Here is a 19,822-nt window from a genome sequence, read left to right as displayed (position 1 = left end):
AGTTGTTGCAGATTAAGCTTGTTTCCAGTATTTTGGGGGTTAACGATACCCTGGCTGCTGCCAACCGGGAGCTGTTCCGGGAAAAAGGAGTCTTTGTCCTTAATCTAATGAGTTCTCCCGGTTCGGGCAAGACCACCATTTTGGAAAGAACCATTGAACATTTGCAACATCAACTTAATATTGGTGTCATCGAGGGTGATATTTGTACGGCCAGGGATGCTGAGAGAATTGCCCAAAAAGGTGTACCGGTGGTGCAAATCAATACCAGTGGCGCTTGCCATCTGGATGCCAATATGATTGCTTCTTGCCTCGAGGATTTGAACCTTGATGAATTAGATCTATTGGTGGTAGAAAACGTTGGCAATTTAGTCTGCCCCGCCGAATTTGACATAGGTGAAGATATGAAGGTAATGGTTCTGAGTGTTACTGAAGGTAACGATAAGCCTTGCAAATATCCACTTATGTTTCGGGAGTCAAGGGCTTTGTTAGTTAATAAGATCGACCTGTTGCCCTATACGAATTTTGACATGGATGCCTTGGAGCAAGATGTGCGGGGCATCAACTCCGCTATTCAAATCTTTCCGGTATCTGCCCTGAAAGATGAGGGGGTGGAGGCCTGGTGTCAATGGCTTACTCAGCTCGTCAGGAGGAAGCGGGAAAAATAATTAGTTACCAGGTTAAAATTCAAGGTATTGTCCAAGGAGTAGGATTTCGCCCCTATGTTTTTAACCTGGCGTGTAAATACGGCCTCAAGGGGTGGGTACTCAACTCCGTGTCAGGGGTAACTCTGGAAATTGAAGGAGAAACGGCTGCCGTTGCCTCTTTTTTAAAGGAACTAAAGTATCATCCACCCCGCCTGGCCAGGATTACCGCCATACGATTAACTCCCCAGGATCCCCAGGGATATGCCTCCTTCGAGATAATTAAAAGCGAGTGTCAGGGGGAAAGAGAAGTTCTTATCACGCCGGATGTCGCGATTTGCGAGGATTGCCGGCGGGATATTTTGAACCCGGCAGAACGTCGTTTTCATTATCCCTTTACCAATTGTACGAACTGTGGCCCACGCTTTACCATTATTCGTGATCTTCCTTATGACCGGGAACGAACCTCTATGAGCGCTTTCCCTATGTGCCGGGAATGCGAGCAGGAATATCATGACCCCCGTAACCGCAGGTTTCATGCGCAACCTAACGCTTGTCCCCGATGTGGCCCCCAAATTTTCCTAGTAGATAGAAATGGAAGAGAGGTTGCCGGAAATTGGGCGGAACGTTTTCGCCAGCTTATCCTGGCTGGGAAAATTGTTGCTGTTAAAGGGTTGGGCGGTTTTCACCTGGCCTGTGATGCTCGTAATCCTGTGGCTATTGGAGAGTTAAGGCGGCGCAAAAAGCGTCCGGCCAAACCTTTAGCAATCATGTGCCGTGATTTAGATACAGTCCAGAAATACTGCCGGGTGAGTCCCGAAGAGGCCCGGGTTTTACTTAGTCCGGCAGCCCCCATTGTTGTCCTGGAACGCCGGCCCGGGAGCCCTTTACCTGATAATCTGGCCCCCAACCTCAAAAGCCTTGGCGTCATGTTACCTTATACGCCGTTACACTTGCTACTCTTTGATGGGGAAGTCGAAGCCCTGGTGATGACCAGCGGCAACCTCAGTGGCCAACCCCTTGTTAAGAACAATGATGAAGCCCTGGTCCAGTTAGGAGAGGTGGCGGACTATTTTCTCTGGCATAACCGGGAAATCGAAAATCGTTGTGACGATTCGGTAGTAAAGGTAATGGATGGCGAGTTGCAATTTTGGCGGCGCTCCCGGGGTTATGTCCCCAGCCCCTTAGAAATACCGGCCCCGCCCAGGGAGTTAAGTGTATTGGGTACTGGTGGCGAGATGAAAAATACTTTCTGCCTGGTAAAAGGTAACCGCGCCTTCTTTAGCCAGTACATCGGTGAAATGAGTTCTGAGGAATGTGTTGCCTTTTACCACTCCTCTCTGGCTTCCCTAACCCGGCTGGTAAATATTGTGCCCCAGGTTATTGCCTATGATCTGCACCCCAATTACCGCATTTCGCGCCTGGCGCGAGAGCTGCCGGCTGAACAGTTAATACCCGTCCAACACCACCACGCCCACCTGGCCTCTTGCCTGGCTGAGAACGGACTGCAGGAAGAGGTCATCGGTATAATTTGTGATGGTACCGGGTACGGGACGGACGGTTGCATCTGGGGTTTTGAGATACTACGCGGTGATTTTTGCTCCTTTCAGCGTGAGGTCCAATTAGCCTATGTCCCCTTACCAGGAGGAGAAGCAGCCGTTCGCCAGCCCTTTCGTATGGCCTTAGCTTACCTCTACCAATATTTCGGTCACGAAGGCATAGAGCGCTACCGGAATTTTATTCCTTGTTCGGACAAGGAAGTTGCCCTGGTAGGCAAGTTGCTCCAAAGCAAATTTAATTCTCCTTTGACTTCCAGCTGCGGTCGTTTTTTTGATGCGGTAGCAGCTCTGTTGCAGGTCTGCCGGGAAAATTTCTACGAGGGTCAGGCGGCAGTGGAGTTGGCCGAACTTGTGCGTGGGGGGTACAGCGAATCCTATCCCTTTGAAATACGGCAAGGAGTACTTTATCCGGCCGAAGTCCTGGCGGGCATCCTCGAGGATTTAAAAAGGGGTACGGATAAAACCTTGATTGCAACTAAATTTCATAATACTTTAGTGGCGATGGTTTGCCAAGGAGCAACTGAGGTAAGAGCCAAAAATGGCCTTAACAAAGTAGTCTTAAGCGGTGGAACGTGGCAAAATCCTTACCTGCTGGTAATGGCCCGCCGGAAATTAACGGAATTAGGTTTTGATGTTTACTACCACCATCAGGTACCCACCAATGACGGAGGCCTGGCTCTAGGTCAGGCGACAATTGCCTACTGGAGGAGTGCAGCATGTGTCTAGCTGTACCGGCTAAGATATATAAAATTGAAGGTCTGTATGCCTGGGTAGATATAATGGGTAATCGGCGTCGCATCAGCATTGGGGTAACGCCGGAAGTCAAGGTGGGAGATTTTGTTCTCCTCCACGCCGGGTATGCCATAAGTAAGCTTGATATGGAGGAAGCCCTGGAAACTCTAAAATTATGGGAGGAAATCAATGGAGTTACTACAGAGGTTTAAAGACCCAAAACTCGGGCAACGCATTTTAGAGAGGCTCCAGCAAAAGATCTCCAGGCCGCTTAACTTTATGGAGGTATGCGGTACTCATACCGTAGCCATTTCCCGTAGTGGCATAAGGGAGCTTCTCAAGGGGAAACTTCGTCTTAAAAGCGGTCCTGGCTGCCCCGTCTGCGTTACCGACACCGGGGATATCGATAAAATGATTGGCCTGGCCAGGCTACCCGGAGTTATTGTTACTACCTTTGGCGATATGATGCGGGTACCAGGCAGCCGGTCCAGCCTGGTGCAGGAACGGGCCAATGGTGATGTGCGTGTAGTCTATTCAGCTTTGGATGCCGTGGCTATTGCCGAGGCCAACCCGGATAAGACAGTCATTTTCTTAGGGGTAGGTTTTGAAACCACTGTTCCGGCTGTCGCTTTATGCCTGGAAGAAGTGGTGAGAAAAAACCTGAAAAATTTCTTGCTTTACTCTGCTCATAAGGTGGTCCCCCCGGCCCTGGAAACTCTTTTACAGGACCCGGAGGTTAAAATCGATGGTTTTCTCTTACCCGGTCATGTCTGTACTATTCTTGGTAGAAAAACCTTTGAGTTTTTAAGTCAAAAATATAATGTACCTGCCGTGATTGGCGGGTTTGAGCCAGTTGATATTCTGGCGGCCCTTGATGCCCTGGTAGACATGGTCGCGGCAGGAAAGGCCCAGGTCCTTAACAGGTATTCCCGGGCGGTCCGGGAGGAGGGCAACCCTTTGGCCCAGGCGATTATGCAGAAGTATTTTGACCTGGTAGATGTTAAGTGGCGAGGTATAGGTATCATACCCCGTAGCGGGCTGAAGCTCAAAGCAGAATATGCCCGGTATGATGCCGAAGAACAGTACCTCCTTGAAGAATCTACTGTTGAAGCGGTGCCAGGTTGTTCATGTGGTGAGATCTTGAAGGGAAAAATGGAACCCCCTGAGTGTCCTCTTTTTGCATACATTTGTACGCCTTTAAAGCCGGTTGGACCTTGTATGGTCTCAAGTGAAGGAGCCTGTGCCGCTTATTATAAGTACGAACGGAGGAGAAGTAAGAATTGATAGGAGATAAAATCCTTTTAGCCCATGGTGACGGTGGCCTTTTAACTCACGAGTTAATTAGCAACTTATTCTTACGGCATTTCGAAAATTCAATTTTGAAAACCATGAGTGATGCGGCCACCTTGCCTTTGGAAATTGAAAAAGGTCGGCTGGTAGTGACTACTGATTCCTTTGTCATCAAACCGATCTTTTTCCCCGGTGGTGATATCGGTAAACTAGCAGTCTGTGGTACAGTCAACGACCTGGCAGTTAGCGGGGCTGTACCCCGTTATCTTACGGCTTCTTTTATTTTGGAAGAAGGTTTACCCTTAGCTGACCTGGAAAAAATCCTTACTTCCATGGCTGAGGCAGCCCGGATGGCCGGGGTTACTATTATTGCCGGAGATACTAAAGTAGTGGAACGGGGTAATGCCGATAAAATCTTTGTTAATACGACAGGGGTCGGGTTGGTACCGGAAGGCGTTGAGCTTGGCTACCATAGAGTTGAAGAAGGGGACGTGGTAATCCTCAATGGTAATATTGGTGAGCACGGTTTGGCAGTGGTGTCCCGACGGGAAGGCCTGGAGTTTGAAAGCGATATAATAAGCGACTGTACTTGTCTAAACTCGATCACTCAGGATTTACTATTTCAATATAAGGGTATTAAGCTTATGCGTGATCCCACCCGGGGTGGGGTGGCGACCACAGTGAAGGAAATTGCCCTGGCTACTAATAAAGATATATTTCTCTTTGAAGATCGTATTCCCATAAGCGATGAGGTTCGGTGGGCGGCGGAAATGCTCGGATTGGATCCCCTTTATTTAGCTAATGAAGGAAAATTTATAGCAGTTGTTTCACCTCAGGAAGCGCCAGACATCGTAGCGGCCCTGCGCAGGCTGCCCCAGGGCCAACAGGCCAGTATCATTGGAGAGGTTAAGAAAGGCCAGGGTAATGTTTTTTTAAAAACTTCTCTAGGTGCAACAAAATTGATAGATATGTTAGCAGGCGAACAACTACCGCGTATTTGCTAGAAATACTTTTGCTATTGCCTCCGGCGAATTAAATTAAGGGTCTCAAAATAAGCAATACCAGCGGGTTCGATTGAGGATCTGTTTTCTAGAGAAAAAGTTTGCTAGGCTGGACAAAATAGGGGCGCCTATGTTCCCCGGTAATTTCACGGCTGATAATGACTAACCCTTTAAAATGGCCGTTCTGGCTTAAAGGGATAAAGCAGTTCTGCACCCAGCGGTGGCCATGGTAAATGGTGTGCTGCCATATAGAGGGGGATTGCTCTGTAATTTCTTGCCAGCACGCCTGAATTCGCCCATGCAAATGGGGTGGGTGGCAGTCCAGGAAGGTGGCGGTAGCGCCCGGTGCCGGTCCTAGAAGTTTTTCGGCCAAAGGGTCGGTATAGAACAAACGGCCGTTAGCATCCATCCAGGTTACCCCCATGGGGATTTCGCCAAGTAGTTGCAGCAGTAGTTCTTCTATCAGATTAACCATCGCCCTGGTCCTCCTTTTACAAAAAGAGGTGGTTTCAACGTCAACTTTGTGACTACCAAGGGTTACAAGTTATAATAACCCGTATTTCTTCCTGATTACCCCGGCAACTTCTTTGAGCAGCCGGAAGGACTTTTCGACGGAAACGGCACCGTCGGCATTTACCAGGCAGCAGCGGGCCGGCGCCAGCCAGGCCTGGGTGATAATAGTTTCTTTGCTAATCCCCTGCCCTTGCAAATAATCCCAGAGATTTTCCAATTGGGCTACCAGCCTGGCAACCGTTACCTTTTCTACCTCTTCGGTCAGGGTGGGGGTGATGCCCCAGGAGATTATGCCGCCCCTTTGCAGGAACTCTTTCACTTCGCCGGTGTAGCGGGTAAAAATGTGCCCCCACTGCAGGGCATCGAGGGAGATAATGTCAAGTTCCAGGCCCAGCAAAAAGGACCAGTCGGGATTGCCGCAGAGATGCACCCCTTTAGGTCCGGGGAGCATGGCCAGGAAATGGCGGTAATCCTCCCTGGCCCTTTCCGAACTGTAGCCGGTAAGGGCCATAAAGACCAGTTCCAGGCCTGGTTCATCTACCCAGACAAAAGCTCGGGGGTTTTTGGCTTCCAGGTCCCGGTACTGGGCCTGGATTTTTTTAGCTATAAAATCATAGAGGAACCCCCTGACTTCGTCATTGTAGATGATTGGTGCCTGTTTCTCGTCAATTATTTTGAGACCAAAGCTAACGGGGCCGATGGACTGGCCGCGAATGGCGGGATAATGAGCGAGATCTTCCGCCAGAAAAGCCTGGTAGACCTTGGCGTACTGAGGGGAGAGACGAAAATAGTCGGGGTTTTCCCAGTTCTCGATATAGGCGGGGAGCTCGGTATAAAAGTCATTGGTGTTAAAGTGGATAACCTTCGCGTTAAAATCCAGTTTAATGCCGGGCAGGTGCTCTGATACCTGGGCATACATATCTTCATAAAAGCTCAGCCGGGGTAGCTGCGGCCAGAAGGGTATATCCAGGGACAGGGCCAGCCGCAAGGCTGTACCCGGATCGACATGGGGAAGAATACCCATGGCCGTTGTTAAACAATTACCGGGGAGTTTCACGGAGCGGTTCTCCCTTCTCATGGTGATTGGCTGCTCTTTTAGATCATATGCCAATTTTACCCCTTTTTCCTTGCTGCGATTGTGAGCATGATTGTTTTGCCGATGTGATCTATATCACACGCCGCTCTACAGGCTGGAAACAAAGGCTGGCCCTGGGCTGTGCCCTGATTCATGAGCCTGGGCTGTTTTTTTGGACGAACTCACCGGGGGTGTCGACCTGGGGTCGCGGCGCAATTTCTGGGATTTAATTTACGATCTCTCCCGTTCCGGTTACGTCAAGAAGCAAGGGGTTTTTGACCCGGAACGGGTGCGTCTGGCTCTGACCAGGATTGAGGGGAAGTGATAAAGATTAAGATGGGCTTTGACATTAAATGGAACCGGTGTTAGAATAGCCTTAAGGAAAGGGGGGGGTGTTCAGGATTGTCTGTTAGTAAGGAGCTAATTGATACTTTAGTTCGTCTAGAACCAGCTAAAGAACCCAATGAAAGCTTGCGGAAATTACTGCGCCAGAAAGTAATTAGCGATATACGTAAATATGAGTTAATCAGTAATAATTTCCAGAAAAAGTATAGCGTTGATTTTTCAACTTTTCGCCAATCCCTTTGTGAGCCCGACTTTGAAACCGAACAGGATTATTTCGATTGGGAACTGGCGGAGACGAGATTGGAGGAACTCCGTGAGGAATTAAAAAGGTTGGGTAAAAATGGTTAACTGTTCGCTTTTATTTAAGGAAGCGGAGGTTATCCTGAAAAAGAAAATTGCTGACAGATTGGTTGTTCTAGAACGTGGCATTCGGGTATGTAAATTCCGTTTATATATTAGGGAGGATTTATTTGTCCAGGTATATCGCAATGACATATATAATACCACCGATATGGCGTCGGCTTCAGCTACCTGCTGTTCCAGGTCTTCTACCTGTTGTTTTTCGGGCTGGTAATTATCGCCATCAGCGCCCTGAAATTTCGTAAAAACCTGGAATAGAACTTCTTGCGTTTTACGGGTTTCCACGTAAAAAAATAGGGAGAAGAATTGCGGTTTTTACCGCGTCTTCTCCCTATATTTCTTCATCACGAAAGAAAATTTGGCACGACACCCATTATAACGGGGCAGTTACTGGGCCGAGTTTACCAGGTTTTTTGTTTGCATCCGGCAGTGCCATGGGCACAGTTTTATTTGGCCATTCCTTTGGGATTGGGTATTTTCATCACCAGGACGCTAAAACTACTGCCGGCATTGGCGGCCAGGGCGTGGGGGATGCCGGCCGGGCTGACTACTATCTCCCCGGCGCTGACTTTAGCCGTTTCCGGACCGACGGTAATGGAGCCCTCGCCCTCGATGACGTGGAACAGCACGTCTACCGGCGTGGTGTGGGAAGGCACCTCGTCGCCGGGGGCCAGGGTCAGGTTCATGATATTGATGTAAGGCACGTCTATTATGGTCCGGGCTTTGACGCCCCTGGGGGTTGCCTGCTGCGGCAGCTCGGCGATGCGGATGATTTCCATAGTGACTCCTCCCGTGGTTTTTGTTGCTTTTGTTCCATTATAAAGTCTTCCATCTAGAGGAGCAGTGATGTATATCACCTAAAAGAAGTATCGTTACGGATATTGACTTTATCGTGGTACATCGCCCGGTCGGCCGTCCGGATCAGTTCCTCCAGCTGCGCGGCCGGGCCGGAGGCCCAGCCGACAGCCAGGATAGTTCCGGATCACCTGCCTTTTAATGCGGGATATGCAGGCGGAAGGGATCCGTTTTATCCTGGGCCGGGGGATCAAAGAAATTGCCTCGTCCGGTTTGTGGGGACGCCTCTTCGGCCGGTCCGGCAAAGGGGTAATACTCGAAGACGGCGAGCGACTGAAAGCCGAAGTAGTTATTGTAGCAACCGGAACCCGACCTAACGTCGACTTGATCCGCGGAACCGGGATGACGGTCAACCGTGGCATACCGGTTAACGACTATATGGAGACAAGCATTGCCGATATCTATGCCGCCGGGGATGTGGCGGAAACCAAAGATGTGGTAACCGGCAAGGTAGGGCTTACGCCCATCTGGCCCAATGCCGCGGCCCAGGGGCGCATTAGCGCCTATAACATGGCAGGCTGCAGGCGCCCTTACGGCGGCATGGTAGGCATGCAAAATGCAGTTGAGTTCCGGGAAATACCGGCCATTGCCATGGGGCTGACCCAACCGGAAGGAAATAATTATGAAGTTCTTGCCGATTATCAACCGGACCGCAACTACTATAAAAAACTGGTCCTCCGGGATAATATCCTGGTGGGGATGATCCTGGTGGGCGCCATCCACCAGGCCGGGGTTTACGGAGCTCTTATTAAAAAAAGGGCGGAAATCTCCCCCTATCGCCATCGCCTCATGCGCGAGGATTTTAGCTATGCCCATATTTTTAGCCGCCTGGTCTATTAATGGGGTAGGTGCCCACAATCTGACCAGGACCCCCCTTTCACCATAAGATGGTGTGGGGGGTGTTTTTATGGAAACGCTTATCCGGCGGGAGGCCGATTGGATTCTCAGCCAGCAGTTACCCGGTGGAGCAGTTGTAACCGCTTACCCCGGCCAGCCCAAAATTGTCCCTTACTTTGCCCACCTGGCCCTCTACGGCCCGGCGGCCTGGGGCCTGCACCTTCCGCGGGTACGGGCCTACCTGGACTGGTACCTGGCCCACCTGGAAAGGCCGGACCGCTACGGCGTCACGGGTACCGTCTATGATTATCACCTGGATGAGAGGGGGGCGGAGGTTCCGGCCTACACCTATGATTCTTCCGATTCCTATGCCGCCACCTTTTTCACCCTGTTGCGGCTTTATTATGGGACCAGCGGCGACAGGGTCTGGCTGGAGGATCATTGGCCGGAGCTGGACCTGGTGGCCGGGGCCATGCTGGCCACGTTACAAAAGGACAATCTCACCCTGGCCCGGCCGGACTGGCGGGTGAAGTACCTGATGGATAACTGTGAGGTCTACCGGGGATTAAAGGACTACGCCTGGCTGCTGGCCAGGGCCCGGGGGGAGGTAGCGGAGGCGCAGGGATACGAGGCCCTGGCCGGGAAAGTCAGGGAGGCCCTGGAGGACAAGATGCGGGTTAATGGTGGCTACTGCCCGGCTATTTACCGCGCCGGCCTGCGCAAGCGGCCCAACTGGAAGAAGTGGTACCCCGACGCCCTGGCGCAGCTCTTTCCCATTATAACCGGCGTCCTCACGCCCCGGGAAGAGGCTGCCCGGCGCCTGTACGCCAATTTCCTGCGTAACTATCCCCACTGGTACCGGCAAACGACGTCGGAGAATTTCACCACCACCCTGGTAGTCTATGCCGCCACCCTGATGGAAGACCGCTGGCGGGTGCGCCAGTATGTGACCGGGCTGGAGGAGAATATTATTGCCCGGGGACACCCCTGGCCCTACCACGCCGCCGAGGCCGGCATCCTGCTCCTGGCCCTTAAAGCTTATCTGGCGGGGGTTCAGGGGAACAATGACGAACGATGACAATGACATTTATTCGCAAGCCCTTACCCGGTGCGAGCCATAAGCGGCGGGATTTAAGAAGCTGGCTCCTATGAGCCCCTGGAGCAGCCGGAGCAGCTTATCAGTAACCGGGGAGACATAAAAATCGGCGCGGAGCATTAAACCCCGGCAGGATTTTGTTTTTACAGGGAGAATATGTAAAAGAAGGGAATCAGGAAGTTGCCTTCAGGAACTGGCTTTAGAGGGTTCCTGACAGGCTCCAACTCCTCAATCTCATAAAAGGAGGCGATATCTATGCCCTTACCAGCCTTTATTGAAGCCCTGGCCGGGCGGGACCCGGAGTTTTACCGGGCCGTCAAAGCCGTGGCGGAAACGGCCATGGCCCCCGGCGCCCTGGACGCCAAAACCAAAACCCTGATTACCCTGGCCCTGGATGCCGCCCACGGCGCCAGCGAAGGGGTAGCCGTCCTGGCCAGGCAGGCCCGCGATCTCGGCGCCAGCGAGGAAGAAATCAGGGAAGCCCTGCGCCTGGCCTACTTTGTCGCTGGTAACGGCGTCTTGGCGACCGGCGGGGCTGCTTATCGGTAAGATATGGGGCGGCGCCCCTTTTTTTGTCGGTCATGTCCCCAGAGTCCCAGGTCGGGAGAGAAGGTTTGGCCTTTAGAAGTTAAGTATAATTTAACAGCCGGCCCTTGCTTCTCTCCACTTTTCCTCCGCTTTCTCTCCGCTTTCTGAACTATAGTGTCATAAAGTGGTGTTTAAGTGGATGCTGCTGGCCATTACAGTTCCTACTGGTAACCCCTGAAAACAGGTGTACTGTATACATTTCGCGATTCTGTTGACCTTCCTTCAGCCCTTATGGTATATTGCTAAAGATCATAGAGGGAGAAGGAAGGGAGAGCTTATGGGTAATACTTATGGTTTAGAGCGCTTGGGTCTCATTAATCCCGGTACTGTTTACCGTAACCTGCCGGTGGCCCGGCTGGTTGAAATAGCCCTGGCCCGGGGAGAAGGCCTCCTGGCTCCCAATGGGGCTTTAAGCGTTAATACCGGCAAGTATACCGGCCGTTCCCCTAACGACAGGTTTATCGTGGACACTCCCGCTGTCCACGACAGCATCAGCTGGGGTACCGTTAACCAGCCTGTGAGCGAGGCAACCTTTGAACGCCTCTACAGCCGCCTGACGGCCTACCTCCAGGGAAGGGATCTCTTTGTTTTTGACGGTTTTGTCGGGGCCGATCCCGCCTACCGCATGCCCATCAGGATCGTCAACCAGTATGCCTGGCAGAACTTGTTCGTTCGCCAGCTTTTTATCCGGCCGGCGGCGGATGAACTCACCGGGCATGAACCCCAGTTTACCGTTATCTGTGCCCCGGGCTTTAAGGCCATCCCGGAACATGACGGCACCCGCTCCGAGGCCTTTGTTATCCTCAATTTTGACCGCCGTGTGATAATCATCGGCGGTACCTCCTATGCCGGCGAGATGAAAAAATCCATCTTTACCGTCATGAACTACTTGTTACCCGAACAAGGCGTTTGTCCCATGCACTGTTCCGCCAATATAGGCCCGGCAGGCGATACGGCCCTGTTCTTCGGCCTTTCCGGCACCGGCAAGACCACCCTGTCGGCCGATCCGGAACGCTTCCTTATTGGCGACGACGAGCACGGCTGGTCGGACAAGGGCATTTTTAACTTTGAAGGCGGTTGCTATGCCAAGTGTATCAAGCTTTCCGCCGAGCACGAACCCCAGATCTGGAACGCCATCCGTTTCGGCAGCGTCCTGGAGAATGTGATGGTAGACCCCGATTGCCGGGCCATTGACTACGACAGCGATGCCCTGACGGAAAACACCCGCGCCGCCTACCCGGTAGATTTCATCCCCAACGCCGTCATTCCGGGGGTGGGCGGCCATCCCCGCACGGTAGTTTTCCTCACCGCTGACGCCTTTGGCGTTATGCCGCCCATAGCCAAACTCACCCGGGAACAGGCCATGTACCATTTCCTGTCCGGTTATACCAGCAAGCTGGCCGGCACCGAGCGGGGGATTACCGAGCCCCAGGCCACCTTCTCCACCTGTTTCGGGGCCCCCTTCCTGCCCCGGTCGCCCATGGTTTACGCCAACCTCCTTGGGGAAAGGATAGCCAGGCACAACGCCAGCGTTTACCTGGTCAATACCGGCTGGACCGGGGGACCTTACGGCACCGGCCGGCGCATGAGCCTGCCCTATACCCGGGCCATGGTCCGGGCGGCTTTAAACGGTGAACTGGATGAGGTGGAATTTACCTCCGACCCTGTTTTCGGCTTTCTGGTACCTGAAGCCTGCCCCGGGGTCCCGGCGGAAATTCTCAATCCCCGTAATACCTGGGCGGAACCGGAAAGATATGATGCCATGGCCCGCAGGCTGGCTGGCCTCTTCAGGGAGAACTTTGCCAAATTCAGGGACGTCCCGGCGGGTATTCTGGCGGCCGGACCTGTCAGTAAGTAGAAATGCTCCTGCTAAGAATATAAAAAAGCCGGCTGTATATGATATACACCGGCTTTTTGATTCCGGAAACCTTTCAACCTTTACGGGCCGCATTGGAAAGGGTAACGACCATGCTGACTTCGCCGGCTGAACTGGCCCGGTCGAAAAGGGAGCGGATACCGGTCCAGACCTGTTCTTCCGTACCGTGGATTTCGGTGCTGATGGGGCCTACATTGTAGCTAACGCCCTGCCGGGCCAGGGATTGGATAGAGTCGTTGATAATCTCGCTGGCCCGGGTCGTCTTCTGGGGATAAAGGCTGACCTCGGCGCTGAGCATAGAGATACCTCCTGTCGCTATGTCTTAAAGACGCCGTCTTTGTTTGCCGCCGTGCGGGCTTCGATATAAGCAAAGACGGAGTGTTTTTATTTTTTGTCCGGGAGATGGAAGTTATGCAGAGGGACAGGATAGAAGCCATCCTGCAATCCTTGCGGGTTGCTTACCCGGGGGCGCGGTCGCGCCTCAAGTACAGCAATGCCTTTGAACTCCTGGTGGCGGCCATCCTCTCGGCCCAGACCACCGACGATCAGGTTAACAAGGTAACAGTCGAGCTTTTCCGGCGTTATCCCACGCCGGCAGCCTTAGCGGCGGCAGACCCGGAAGAGGTTGCCGCCTGTATTAAAAGCCTGGGCCTGTACCGGATGAAAGCCGCCCACCTGGTGGCTGCCTGCCGGAACTTGGTGGAAAAATATGGTGGCCGGGTACCGGACAACCTGGAGGAACTCCTGGATCTTCCCGGCGTAGGCCGCAAAGTGGCCAATGTGGTCCTGAGCAACGCCTATGGCCGGGATGTCATCGCTGTCGACACCCATGTCTTCCGGGTGGCCAACCGCCTGGGCCTGGCCTGTGCCGGTAATGTCCGGGAGACGGAAAAGCAGCTGATGGCCGTCCTGCCGCCGGGCAGCCGCGGTGAAGCCCACCACCTGCTGATCTACCACGGCCGGGCGGTCTGCAGGGCCAGGCGCCCCGGGTGCCGGGAGTGTGTGGTTAGTAGTTACTGCGAAAATAAAACCTATAACTATAGTGATGAGGATCACAATAGCCGGGGCAAGGCATCACAATGAGCTTTTTACAGAGGAGCCCCTCACTGGCCCAGATGAAGGACAAAGTCCATTACCAGGACCTGGGACCTGATTACCCTAACAATGTAGGTAAAAAATTATAAAATGAAAGAAGGATTTTCACAAGATATGTAGAAAAAAATATAGGGTAGGATAGGGTAGTCTTTCGTAAACACCCCCCCGGGTAAAAACTGACTACAATCCGAAATGTAGGAAGTGGTGCCCAAAAATATTAAGATAAAATAATAAAAAAGTAATCGAGACACCAGTTATAGATAAGAGCTGCCAAATTTACTAAATAATGGTAGAGCAAGGCCTAAAAAGGAGAATAGCAAAGCTAATCCCCAAAAGCACGCACGTTTCAGGGGTTTTATGGAAAACCTTTGCTTAAAAAGTGAAAGTTAAGCAGCTAGGGGCTGGCCCGGCACCTGAGATGTCTAGACCCTTTTTAAGGGCCTCCGCGACAAAAATCAACTGGATCAATCTGATATCGCGAGAAATCCCGAGGACAGAACTTTTGAGGAGGCGGTGGGTTCTGACTAGTTTAAAGGGCAAGAGTGTATTGTTTTCAGGTAAGGCCCAGGTACCAAAATTAACTACCGCCTACGAAACTGTTAAAGTTGTAACAGTAGTATTGGAGATTGATTGGGATAGCGAGCAAATAATTAATGCTGATTTTTCCTTATATTCCTCGGTATCGGTGGAATTCTTGCGGAACATTGTTAAGGGGTACAACCTTAAGGGTGGGCTAGATTCATTGTTAGCTGAGGTTAAAAGTCGTTTTCATGCTTTTTCCCAGGGAGCAGTAATCCAAGCTTTACAGATAGCCTATGAACGCTACCGCGACTTTCGGACGGGTCAACTGCTTAAGTCCGGAAGGGAAAGTTAATAAAACTTCCAAGTATTTAATGATAATTTTATAAAGAGCTGTTACCTATGGAGCGGGGCTTAAAAGGCCTCGCAGGTAAAGTAGGTAGTCTCAGCTGCTGTGCAAACCCCGAGAGGGGCCATTTGCCTGTGGCTGAGATTTTTTGTTTAAGGGGGTGAGGAAAGAAGTTCTAAAGTTCTAGTAAGTTAACACAACTTAATAGCGTGAAACGTAGCAACACAAGCTAGAAGGAGAGGATTTTTATGCGCGTAGAAGATCATATTGCTAAAGCCAAACGTATTGAGGACACAATGATGCAGAAACTTGATCTCAAGGAAGATTACGAAACTGTTATTGAAAATTGCATGCTGGCCGGTACCCACCTGTTGAACGCGGTGCTCCACAAATTGGGGATCACAGAAGATAATTTTGATCTCCTGCACTCAGACAAGCCGAAACTTGATCGCCAGGTAGACCCGGAAGTGGCGGAAATTATGGCTGCTATGAAGTACATTGAAGATTTACGGCCCTACCATGTGCGTGGCGTGGATCCCTGGCAACCAGAAAAGGGGGAGAAATGTCTTTTAAGCTATCGCAAAGTTAAGGAGTTTACCGAGAGGGTCCTGTGAGGAGGGGTTGCTATGGGAAGTGATAGTAACAGGTGCCTGCAACTAGCGGATTTTGTGGTCAATCTAGATTTCCAGGACATACCTAAAGAGGTAATTGCTAAAGAAAAAGACCACCTCCTTGACGGCCTTGGTAATGGCCTGTATGGCGCGGTTTCCTCCTTTGGAGTACTAGTACGACAGTATTTGGAGAGATTTCCCACTAGTGGCGAATCTGTAGTATGGGGCACGCCTTCTAAGGTTAACTGTCTCCAGGCTGCTTTTGCTAATGGTTCTTTTGCCAACTTAACGGAGATGGAAGATGCTCACCACCGTACCAAGTTTAAACCTAATACAGTCTTGGTACCGGCGGCTTTGGCCGTGGCTGAAAAAACAGGCGCTAGCGGAGCGGAGGTTTTAACTGCCCTGGTGGTAGCTAATGAGATTTGCCTGCGTATCGCCACGGCTACCCACGTAGGAAAAGAAGGATATGCTCGCGGCTGGATCTCGACCAGTAGTATAGGTACTTTTGGGGCTGCGGCCATAACTGGTAAGCTCCTGGGTCTTTCCGTTGAGCAAATGGCCCATGCCCTTTCTCTGGCTGGCAGCCAGCCGACTGGTCTGTGGTGCGGTGGTTTGGCTATGAGTAAGCGCGTGCTGATCGGTAAGGCGGCTGAAAATGGGATTGCTGCAGCTTTTATGGCGGCTGAAGGAATAACTGGTGGGTTTGATATCTTTGACGGCAAGTGGGGTAACATTGGCGATATCATTTCTCCTGTTTACGAACCGGAATTTTTAACCAAAGATCTTGGAAGTTACTGGATGACCATGGAAATAGGTTTGAAGTGTTATCCTACCAAGGGCGGAGTCCACTCGGCCATCGACGCCGTATTGGATATTTTGCGTAAGGAACCACTGGCTCCTCAAGAGATTGAGGACATCCTCGTGCGTACCACCACGGGCATAGCCACCAATAAGGCTTTGCACCACTTCCCACCAACAGACTTTTATGAAGCCCAGAACAGTATGGGTTATATCCTGGCGGTAACCATCTTTGACCGCGCTTGCGGCTTGAAGCAGTTTACCGAAGAAAAGTACCGTGATCCCGAAATCCTGGAACTCGGCAAAAAGGTCCGTATAGTACCAGAACCCGAGGCCGATAAACTGGCTCCCAAGACCAAGACAACTTTTGTGGACATTACCCTAAAGGACGGCCGCCAGTTAACCAGCCGGGTGGACTACTGCAGTGGTGAGCCGGAGAATCCTCTCACGCGGGAACAACTGGAGGCCAAATTCAAGGAAGTGGCTTCTGCTGCCCTCGATGATAAAGCCATGGCAGAAGTTATCCGTACCGTAGGGCAACTGGAGACCCTTTCTAACCTGAGGGAACTGACCAACTTGCTAATTGTGGCGTGATAGTTTTTGACGGAGGGATATAGAGATGGCATCTTTTGTAGGTTTTTTAGAACCTACTAGACCTATAATAGACTGGCAACTTTTGCAGGAATTGAGATGGAAGCGGGCCAGGGAGATCATGGCTGCCGAGGGGCTGGACGCTATTCTAACCAACGTGGTTGACAATGTCATCTATCTCACCGGTTGGCCGCGGCACCGGACCAGCGTGCATCCCGGTTCCTATGCGGTACTCTTCCTTAGGGAGCAAAAGGAACCCGTCATCTTTTGCTCCGAGGGAGATTCCGGGGCGGTGAAACAGGACCATTTTTACAGCGATATTCGCGTTTTGCCGCCTTGGCAAAACACCTGGGTGTCTTATTTTAGCCGGGCGCTGGAGGACTACGGCTTGAGCGAAGCCACTGTCGGTTTGGATACCAGGATGAATGCTTCTTTATACAACGGGCTAGTCAAGTCCTTACCGCGGGTCAACTTTGTCAACGCCAGTACAGCCCTGAACCGCATGCGCATGGTAAAAAATCCAGAAGAAATTAAGGCTTACGAGTATACGGTTAGTCTGGTAGAAGCGGGCATCAACGTCGGTATCAAGGCTTGCAAGGAAAGCTGGGGCCGTTATAGCGAAATAGAAATTGCGGCCATGGCCCAGTACGAGCTTTTGCGCCGCGGCTGCCATGCTACCGACATCTGGTGCACCTCCGGGGAGCGTACCGCCCCCGTACGCCGCTTCAGCAGCGCCAAGCCCGTCCGGGGCGGAGAACTGGTGGTTATTGACGGGCCAGGCTCCTTCAACGGTTTTAGAGCAGAGTTTGCCCGTACTGTGTGGACCGGCGGACGACCGGGAAGCGAACACAAGCTTCTCTACCGGACTATCTGGGAAGCATTGGAAGCAGCCAAGGAAATTATGAAACCTGGCACCAGGACTTCAGACCTCGAAATGGCCTGCCTGCGGGTAGTCCGCGAAGCCGGTTTGGAAGATTACTACGGTGGCTACCCGTATACTGGCCACGGTATGGGCATTCGCCAGGAGCAGCCCTACATCACGGCGCGGTTCCCTGAACTGGATACAGAGCTGGAAGAAGGGATGATCATCAACTTGGAGCCCGCTCTGTGGAAAGAGGGAGTAGGAGGTGTACGGCTGGAAGATATCTATTTAATCACTGCTACCGGTTACCGGGTCTTGAGCCGTGCTCCTTACGAGGAAGACCTTTTGGACTAGCGAGCCCAAGGCCAGGTTGCCAGAAGCCGGTCCCGCCAGTACGGAGGATGCTGGCTGGGCCGGCGCCCCCCCGAGAAAGGTAACCATATGGTTCGTCATTAAACCTCGTCAAGAGCGAGTGCCAGTATCTTCTGGTAGACTTATTACTTCGAAAGTATTTAGCCTAATCAGGGAGTGGGAGATAATGGTTTGGGATAAGTTGTTAGCCGATACTGATCTGGCTGGCTATAGGGCCGGCGGGCACGGGCGCCGGATCGGTTTTGGCTACAAGCCGGCGATAATAGTGGTAGATATGATTAACTTGTATGCCAGTCCGCGTTTTGCTCTGGGTCACGGTGATAATGTCGGAGAGGTTATCCAGGCCAACGCTAGGTTGCTGGCAGCAGCTCGACTGAAAAGTGTTCCCATTTTTTATTCTAAAGTGGGCCTGCGTTCCACTGCGGCTGAGAAGGGTATTTGGGGAGAGAAGGTGGCTGGGTCTAAGGGAATCACAACGGAGGCCGACAAAATAGTGGATGAATTGGCTCCCCAAGAGGGAGACGTGATAGTTACCAAGCCTAAAGCCAGCGCCTTTTTTGGTACCCAACTGGCAGGTATGCTCTTTTACCTGGGGGTTGACACCATCATCGTTACCGGCTTGACTACCAGCGGTTGTGTACGGGCTACTGTAGTAGATGGGTTTTCCTATAACTTCCGGGTGATTGTGCCGGTAGAGTGTGTGGGCGACCGTGCGGCCCTGCCCCATAAAGTCAGCCTCTTTGACATGGATATGAAGTACGCTGATGTGGTAGAACTCCAGGAGGTATTGAACTATCTGGAGCAGTTGGGCCGACCTCAGTTTCCCTTTGCTTGAGACATCTTTAGCCAGGGGTGGCGGGAACGTGAAGGTTTTAGTAACCGGTGGCAGCGGGTTTTTGGGCACGCATATAGTCAAGGCTCTGGCCGAAGCTGGCGAGGAGGTTATCAACTACAGCCCTTCCGGGTTTTCTGAGCCCGCCATGGCTTACCTGGCTGATCTTGCATCCAGGATCCATTATGTAGAGGGAGATGTCCTTGACGCCGGTCAATTTGGAAGGACCCTTAAATCTTATCAGGTAGAGTGCATTGTCCACGCTGCGGCTATAAACGGGGAGCCAGCCGCCCGCCGTTGCCCGGAGCGGACCCTGGCCAGCAACGTAATGGGTACGGCCAACGTTTTGACCCAGGCCGCCCTGGCCAGGGTGCGGCGGGTGGTTTACCTTGGCTCGGGGACCCAGTACGGCCCTCGACTGGATTTACGGCCTCTAAGGGAAGAAGAGCCAGCCAGGCCTTGCGGTATCTATGCCACCACCAAACAGATGGCGGAAATGTACGGCATAGAGTATGCCAACCTTTTTGAAGTAGAGTTTGTTTCCCTACGTATATCAGCACCTTATGGACCCTTGGAAAAGATTAAGCCTTCCCCCATGCATGTGCAGTTTTGGTGCCGGGCGGCTCTGGAGGGGCGGGAAGTCAATCTGGCCTCCGGAGGGGATCACCCGCGCGACTTTACCTATGTAAGCGATACCGCGCGAGGTGTAGCGGCCGCCTGTAGGTGCGAGAAGTTGCGCTACAACATTTATAATATATCCTCAGGGCGTTCCTATACCCTGCGGGAATTGGTGGAGGTGGTCAAGAGGCTGAGACCCGGGGCCCGCCTGCGAATAGGAGAGGGGTTTTTAGCGGGAGATAACCCCAGTTTCCGGACCAGCCTGCGCGGGCCATTGGATATCAGCCGAACTAGGAACGAATTAGGATTTTCGCCGGAGGTAGACCTTGTAACGGGGGTAAATGAATACCTGGAGTGGTTGGATGAGAATTTGTGGTAACAATAATAGTTAATTTAATTTAATC

Annotated in this window: 21 protein-coding genes and 1 pseudogene; 18 read left to right on the top strand and 4 right to left on the bottom strand. The window is 52.0% G+C overall.

Annotation, left to right across the window (positions count from 1 at the left end):
• Positions 1 to 5 precede the first annotated feature (5 nt).
• From hypB to hypE, 5 genes are read left to right on the top strand one after another with little or no spacing between them, the layout of a single operon-like run.
• Positions 6 to 665 carry a hydrogenase nickel incorporation protein HypB gene (hypB, locus tag MGLY_RS01685; RefSeq protein ID WP_156276106.1) on the top strand — a complete coding sequence of 220 codons (660 nt, stop codon included), beginning with the start codon at positions 6 to 8 and terminating at the stop codon, positions 663 to 665.
• Positions 626 to 2,926: a carbamoyltransferase HypF gene (hypF, locus tag MGLY_RS01680; protein WP_156271445.1), complete on the top strand. Its 2,301-nt coding sequence runs from the start codon at positions 626 to 628 to the stop codon at positions 2,924 to 2,926. Before hypB ends, hypF begins: the two co-directional genes overlap by 40 nt.
• Positions 2,917 to 3,144 (top strand): HypC/HybG/HupF family hydrogenase formation chaperone, encoded by a 228-nt coding sequence (locus tag MGLY_RS01675; RefSeq protein WP_156271444.1) that lies wholly within the window; start codon positions 2,917 to 2,919, stop codon positions 3,142 to 3,144. The genes hypF and MGLY_RS01675 overlap by 10 nt, the downstream gene beginning before the upstream one ends.
• A complete protein-coding gene (hypD, locus tag MGLY_RS01670; RefSeq protein WP_156271443.1) occupies positions 3,122 to 4,216 on the top strand; it encodes a hydrogenase formation protein HypD in 1,095 nt (364 codons plus the stop codon). The genes MGLY_RS01675 and hypD overlap by 23 nt, the downstream gene beginning before the upstream one ends.
• The gene (gene hypE / locus MGLY_RS01665; protein WP_156271442.1) at positions 4,213 to 5,226 is read left to right on the top strand and encodes a hydrogenase expression/formation protein HypE; all 1,014 of its coding nucleotides are present in this window, start codon (positions 4,213 to 4,215) and stop codon (positions 5,224 to 5,226) included. The genes hypD and hypE overlap by 4 nt, the downstream gene beginning before the upstream one ends.
• Positions 5,227 to 5,311: 85 nt before the next feature.
• Here the strand turns inward: hypE and MGLY_RS01660 are convergent, their stop codons facing one another.
• Positions 5,312 to 5,698, bottom strand: a complete 387-nt coding sequence (locus tag MGLY_RS01660; RefSeq protein WP_156271441.1) for a PAS domain-containing protein — start codon at positions 5,696 to 5,698, stop codon at positions 5,312 to 5,314.
• A gap of 69 nt (positions 5,699 to 5,767) precedes the next feature.
• On the bottom strand, positions 5,768 to 6,793 hold the full coding sequence (locus MGLY_RS01655; protein ID WP_156271440.1) for a uroporphyrinogen decarboxylase/cobalamine-independent methonine synthase family protein: 1,026 nt from the start codon (positions 6,791 to 6,793) through the stop codon (positions 5,768 to 5,770).
• Between the two features lie 125 nt (positions 6,794 to 6,918).
• Between MGLY_RS01655 and MGLY_RS18690 the strand changes: the two are divergent.
• A pseudogene (locus MGLY_RS18690) lies at positions 6,919 to 7,064 on the top strand (ABC transporter ATP-binding protein); the annotation flags it as partial.
• A gap of 149 nt (positions 7,065 to 7,213) precedes the next feature.
• Positions 7,214 to 7,504, top strand: a complete 291-nt coding sequence (locus MGLY_RS01645) for a hypothetical protein (RefSeq protein ID WP_156271439.1) — start codon at positions 7,214 to 7,216, stop codon at positions 7,502 to 7,504.
• Positions 7,505 to 7,962: 458 nt separating this feature from the next.
• Here MGLY_RS01645 and MGLY_RS01640 read toward each other — a convergent pair whose 3' ends face one another.
• Entirely contained in the window at positions 7,963 to 8,295 is a 333-nt protein-coding gene (locus MGLY_RS01640; RefSeq protein WP_156271438.1) for a cupin domain-containing protein, read from the bottom strand.
• Positions 8,296 to 8,512: 217 nt separating this feature from the next.
• Here MGLY_RS01640 and MGLY_RS01635 point away from each other — a divergent pair, with 217 nt between their 5' ends.
• The 4 genes from MGLY_RS01635 to pckA all read left to right on the top strand — a co-directional run bounded on the left by MGLY_RS01635 (position 8,513) and on the right by pckA (position 12,750).
• Positions 8,513 to 9,211 (top strand): NAD(P)/FAD-dependent oxidoreductase, encoded by a 699-nt coding sequence (locus MGLY_RS01635; protein WP_156271437.1) that lies wholly within the window; start codon positions 8,513 to 8,515, stop codon positions 9,209 to 9,211.
• A gap of 67 nt (positions 9,212 to 9,278) precedes the next feature.
• Entirely contained in the window at positions 9,279 to 10,286 is a 1,008-nt protein-coding gene (locus MGLY_RS01630; RefSeq protein WP_156271436.1) for a glucosidase family protein, read from the top strand.
• A 273-nt stretch (positions 10,287 to 10,559) separates the two neighbouring features.
• Complete coding sequence (locus MGLY_RS01625) at positions 10,560 to 10,853, top strand: carboxymuconolactone decarboxylase family protein (protein ID WP_156271435.1); 294 nt, start codon at positions 10,560 to 10,562, stop codon at positions 10,851 to 10,853.
• Between the two features lie 316 nt (positions 10,854 to 11,169).
• Complete coding sequence (gene pckA / locus MGLY_RS01620; RefSeq protein ID WP_156271423.1) at positions 11,170 to 12,750, top strand: phosphoenolpyruvate carboxykinase (ATP); 1,581 nt, start codon at positions 11,170 to 11,172, stop codon at positions 12,748 to 12,750.
• 73 nt (positions 12,751 to 12,823) lie between these two features.
• On the opposite strand, the gene MGLY_RS01615 is transcribed toward pckA, so the two are convergent.
• The gene (locus MGLY_RS01615; RefSeq protein WP_156271422.1) at positions 12,824 to 13,066 is read right to left on the bottom strand and encodes a YkoF family thiamine/hydroxymethylpyrimidine-binding protein; all 243 of its coding nucleotides are present in this window, start codon (positions 13,064 to 13,066) and stop codon (positions 12,824 to 12,826) included.
• A 113-nt stretch (positions 13,067 to 13,179) separates the two neighbouring features.
• Here MGLY_RS01615 and nth point away from each other — a divergent pair, with 113 nt between their 5' ends.
• From nth to MGLY_RS01580, 7 genes are all read left to right on the top strand, one after another.
• Entirely contained in the window at positions 13,180 to 13,851 is a 672-nt protein-coding gene (gene nth, locus MGLY_RS01610; protein WP_277997882.1) for an endonuclease III, read from the top strand.
• A gap of 391 nt (positions 13,852 to 14,242) precedes the next feature.
• Complete coding sequence (locus MGLY_RS01605) at positions 14,243 to 14,737, top strand: DUF3870 domain-containing protein (RefSeq protein ID WP_156271434.1); 495 nt, start codon at positions 14,243 to 14,245, stop codon at positions 14,735 to 14,737.
• 242 nt (positions 14,738 to 14,979) lie between these two features.
• Positions 14,980 to 15,345 (top strand): hypothetical protein, encoded by a 366-nt coding sequence (locus tag MGLY_RS01600; RefSeq protein WP_156271433.1) that lies wholly within the window; start codon positions 14,980 to 14,982, stop codon positions 15,343 to 15,345.
• Between the two features lie 12 nt (positions 15,346 to 15,357).
• Positions 15,358 to 16,737, top strand: coding sequence for an MmgE/PrpD family protein (locus MGLY_RS01595; protein ID WP_156271432.1), 1,380 nt, complete (start codon positions 15,358 to 15,360; stop codon positions 16,735 to 16,737).
• Positions 16,738 to 16,762: 25 nt separating this feature from the next.
• Positions 16,763 to 17,950: a M24 family metallopeptidase gene (locus MGLY_RS01590; protein ID WP_156271431.1), complete on the top strand. Its 1,188-nt coding sequence runs from the start codon at positions 16,763 to 16,765 to the stop codon at positions 17,948 to 17,950.
• Between the two features lie 184 nt (positions 17,951 to 18,134).
• Positions 18,135 to 18,803: an isochorismatase family protein gene (locus MGLY_RS01585; protein ID WP_156271430.1), complete on the top strand. Its 669-nt coding sequence runs from the start codon at positions 18,135 to 18,137 to the stop codon at positions 18,801 to 18,803.
• A gap of 28 nt (positions 18,804 to 18,831) precedes the next feature.
• A complete protein-coding gene (locus MGLY_RS01580) occupies positions 18,832 to 19,797 on the top strand; it encodes an NAD-dependent epimerase/dehydratase family protein (RefSeq protein ID WP_170290874.1) in 966 nt (321 codons plus the stop codon).
• The last annotated feature ends 25 nt before the right edge of the window (positions 19,798 to 19,822 follow it).

Source organism: Moorella glycerini, from assembly GCF_009735625.1.
GTDB lineage: Bacteria > Bacillota > DSM-521 > Neomoorellales > Neomoorellaceae > Neomoorella > Neomoorella glycerini.
Note: the sequence above shows the minus strand (reverse complement) of the source record. Positions and strands in the feature narration are given on the sequence as shown.

Coding starts and splice junctions, on each gene's coding strand:
- MGLY_RS01635 (WP_156271437.1), top strand. CDS start 8,513: ATGCGGGATATGCAGGCGGAAGGGATCCGTTTTATCCTGGGCCGGGGG.
- hypF (WP_156271445.1), top strand. CDS start 626: ATGGCTTACTCAGCTCGTCAGGAGGAAGCGGGAAAAATAATTAGTTAC.
- nth (WP_277997882.1), top strand. CDS start 13,180: ATGCAGAGGGACAGGATAGAAGCCATCCTGCAATCCTTGCGGGTTGCT.
- MGLY_RS01675 (WP_156271444.1), top strand. CDS start 2,917: ATGTGTCTAGCTGTACCGGCTAAGATATATAAAATTGAAGGTCTGTAT.
- MGLY_RS01625 (WP_156271435.1), top strand. CDS start 10,560: ATGCCCTTACCAGCCTTTATTGAAGCCCTGGCCGGGCGGGACCCGGAG.
- MGLY_RS01615 (WP_156271422.1), bottom strand. CDS start 13,066: ATGCTCAGCGCCGAGGTCAGCCTTTATCCCCAGAAGACGACCCGGGCC.
- MGLY_RS01585 (WP_156271430.1), top strand. CDS start 18,135: ATGGTTTGGGATAAGTTGTTAGCCGATACTGATCTGGCTGGCTATAGG.
- MGLY_RS01595 (WP_156271432.1), top strand. CDS start 15,358: ATGGGAAGTGATAGTAACAGGTGCCTGCAACTAGCGGATTTTGTGGTC.
- MGLY_RS01630 (WP_156271436.1), top strand. CDS start 9,279: ATGGAAACGCTTATCCGGCGGGAGGCCGATTGGATTCTCAGCCAGCAG.
- MGLY_RS01600 (WP_156271433.1), top strand. CDS start 14,980: ATGCGCGTAGAAGATCATATTGCTAAAGCCAAACGTATTGAGGACACA.
- MGLY_RS01640 (WP_156271438.1), bottom strand. CDS start 8,295: ATGGAAATCATCCGCATCGCCGAGCTGCCGCAGCAGGCAACCCCCAGG.
- hypD (WP_156271443.1), top strand. CDS start 3,122: ATGGAGTTACTACAGAGGTTTAAAGACCCAAAACTCGGGCAACGCATT.
- MGLY_RS01590 (WP_156271431.1), top strand. CDS start 16,763: ATGGCATCTTTTGTAGGTTTTTTAGAACCTACTAGACCTATAATAGAC.
- MGLY_RS01660 (WP_156271441.1), bottom strand. CDS start 5,698: ATGGTTAATCTGATAGAAGAACTACTGCTGCAACTACTTGGCGAAATC.
- pckA (WP_156271423.1), top strand. CDS start 11,170: ATGGGTAATACTTATGGTTTAGAGCGCTTGGGTCTCATTAATCCCGGT.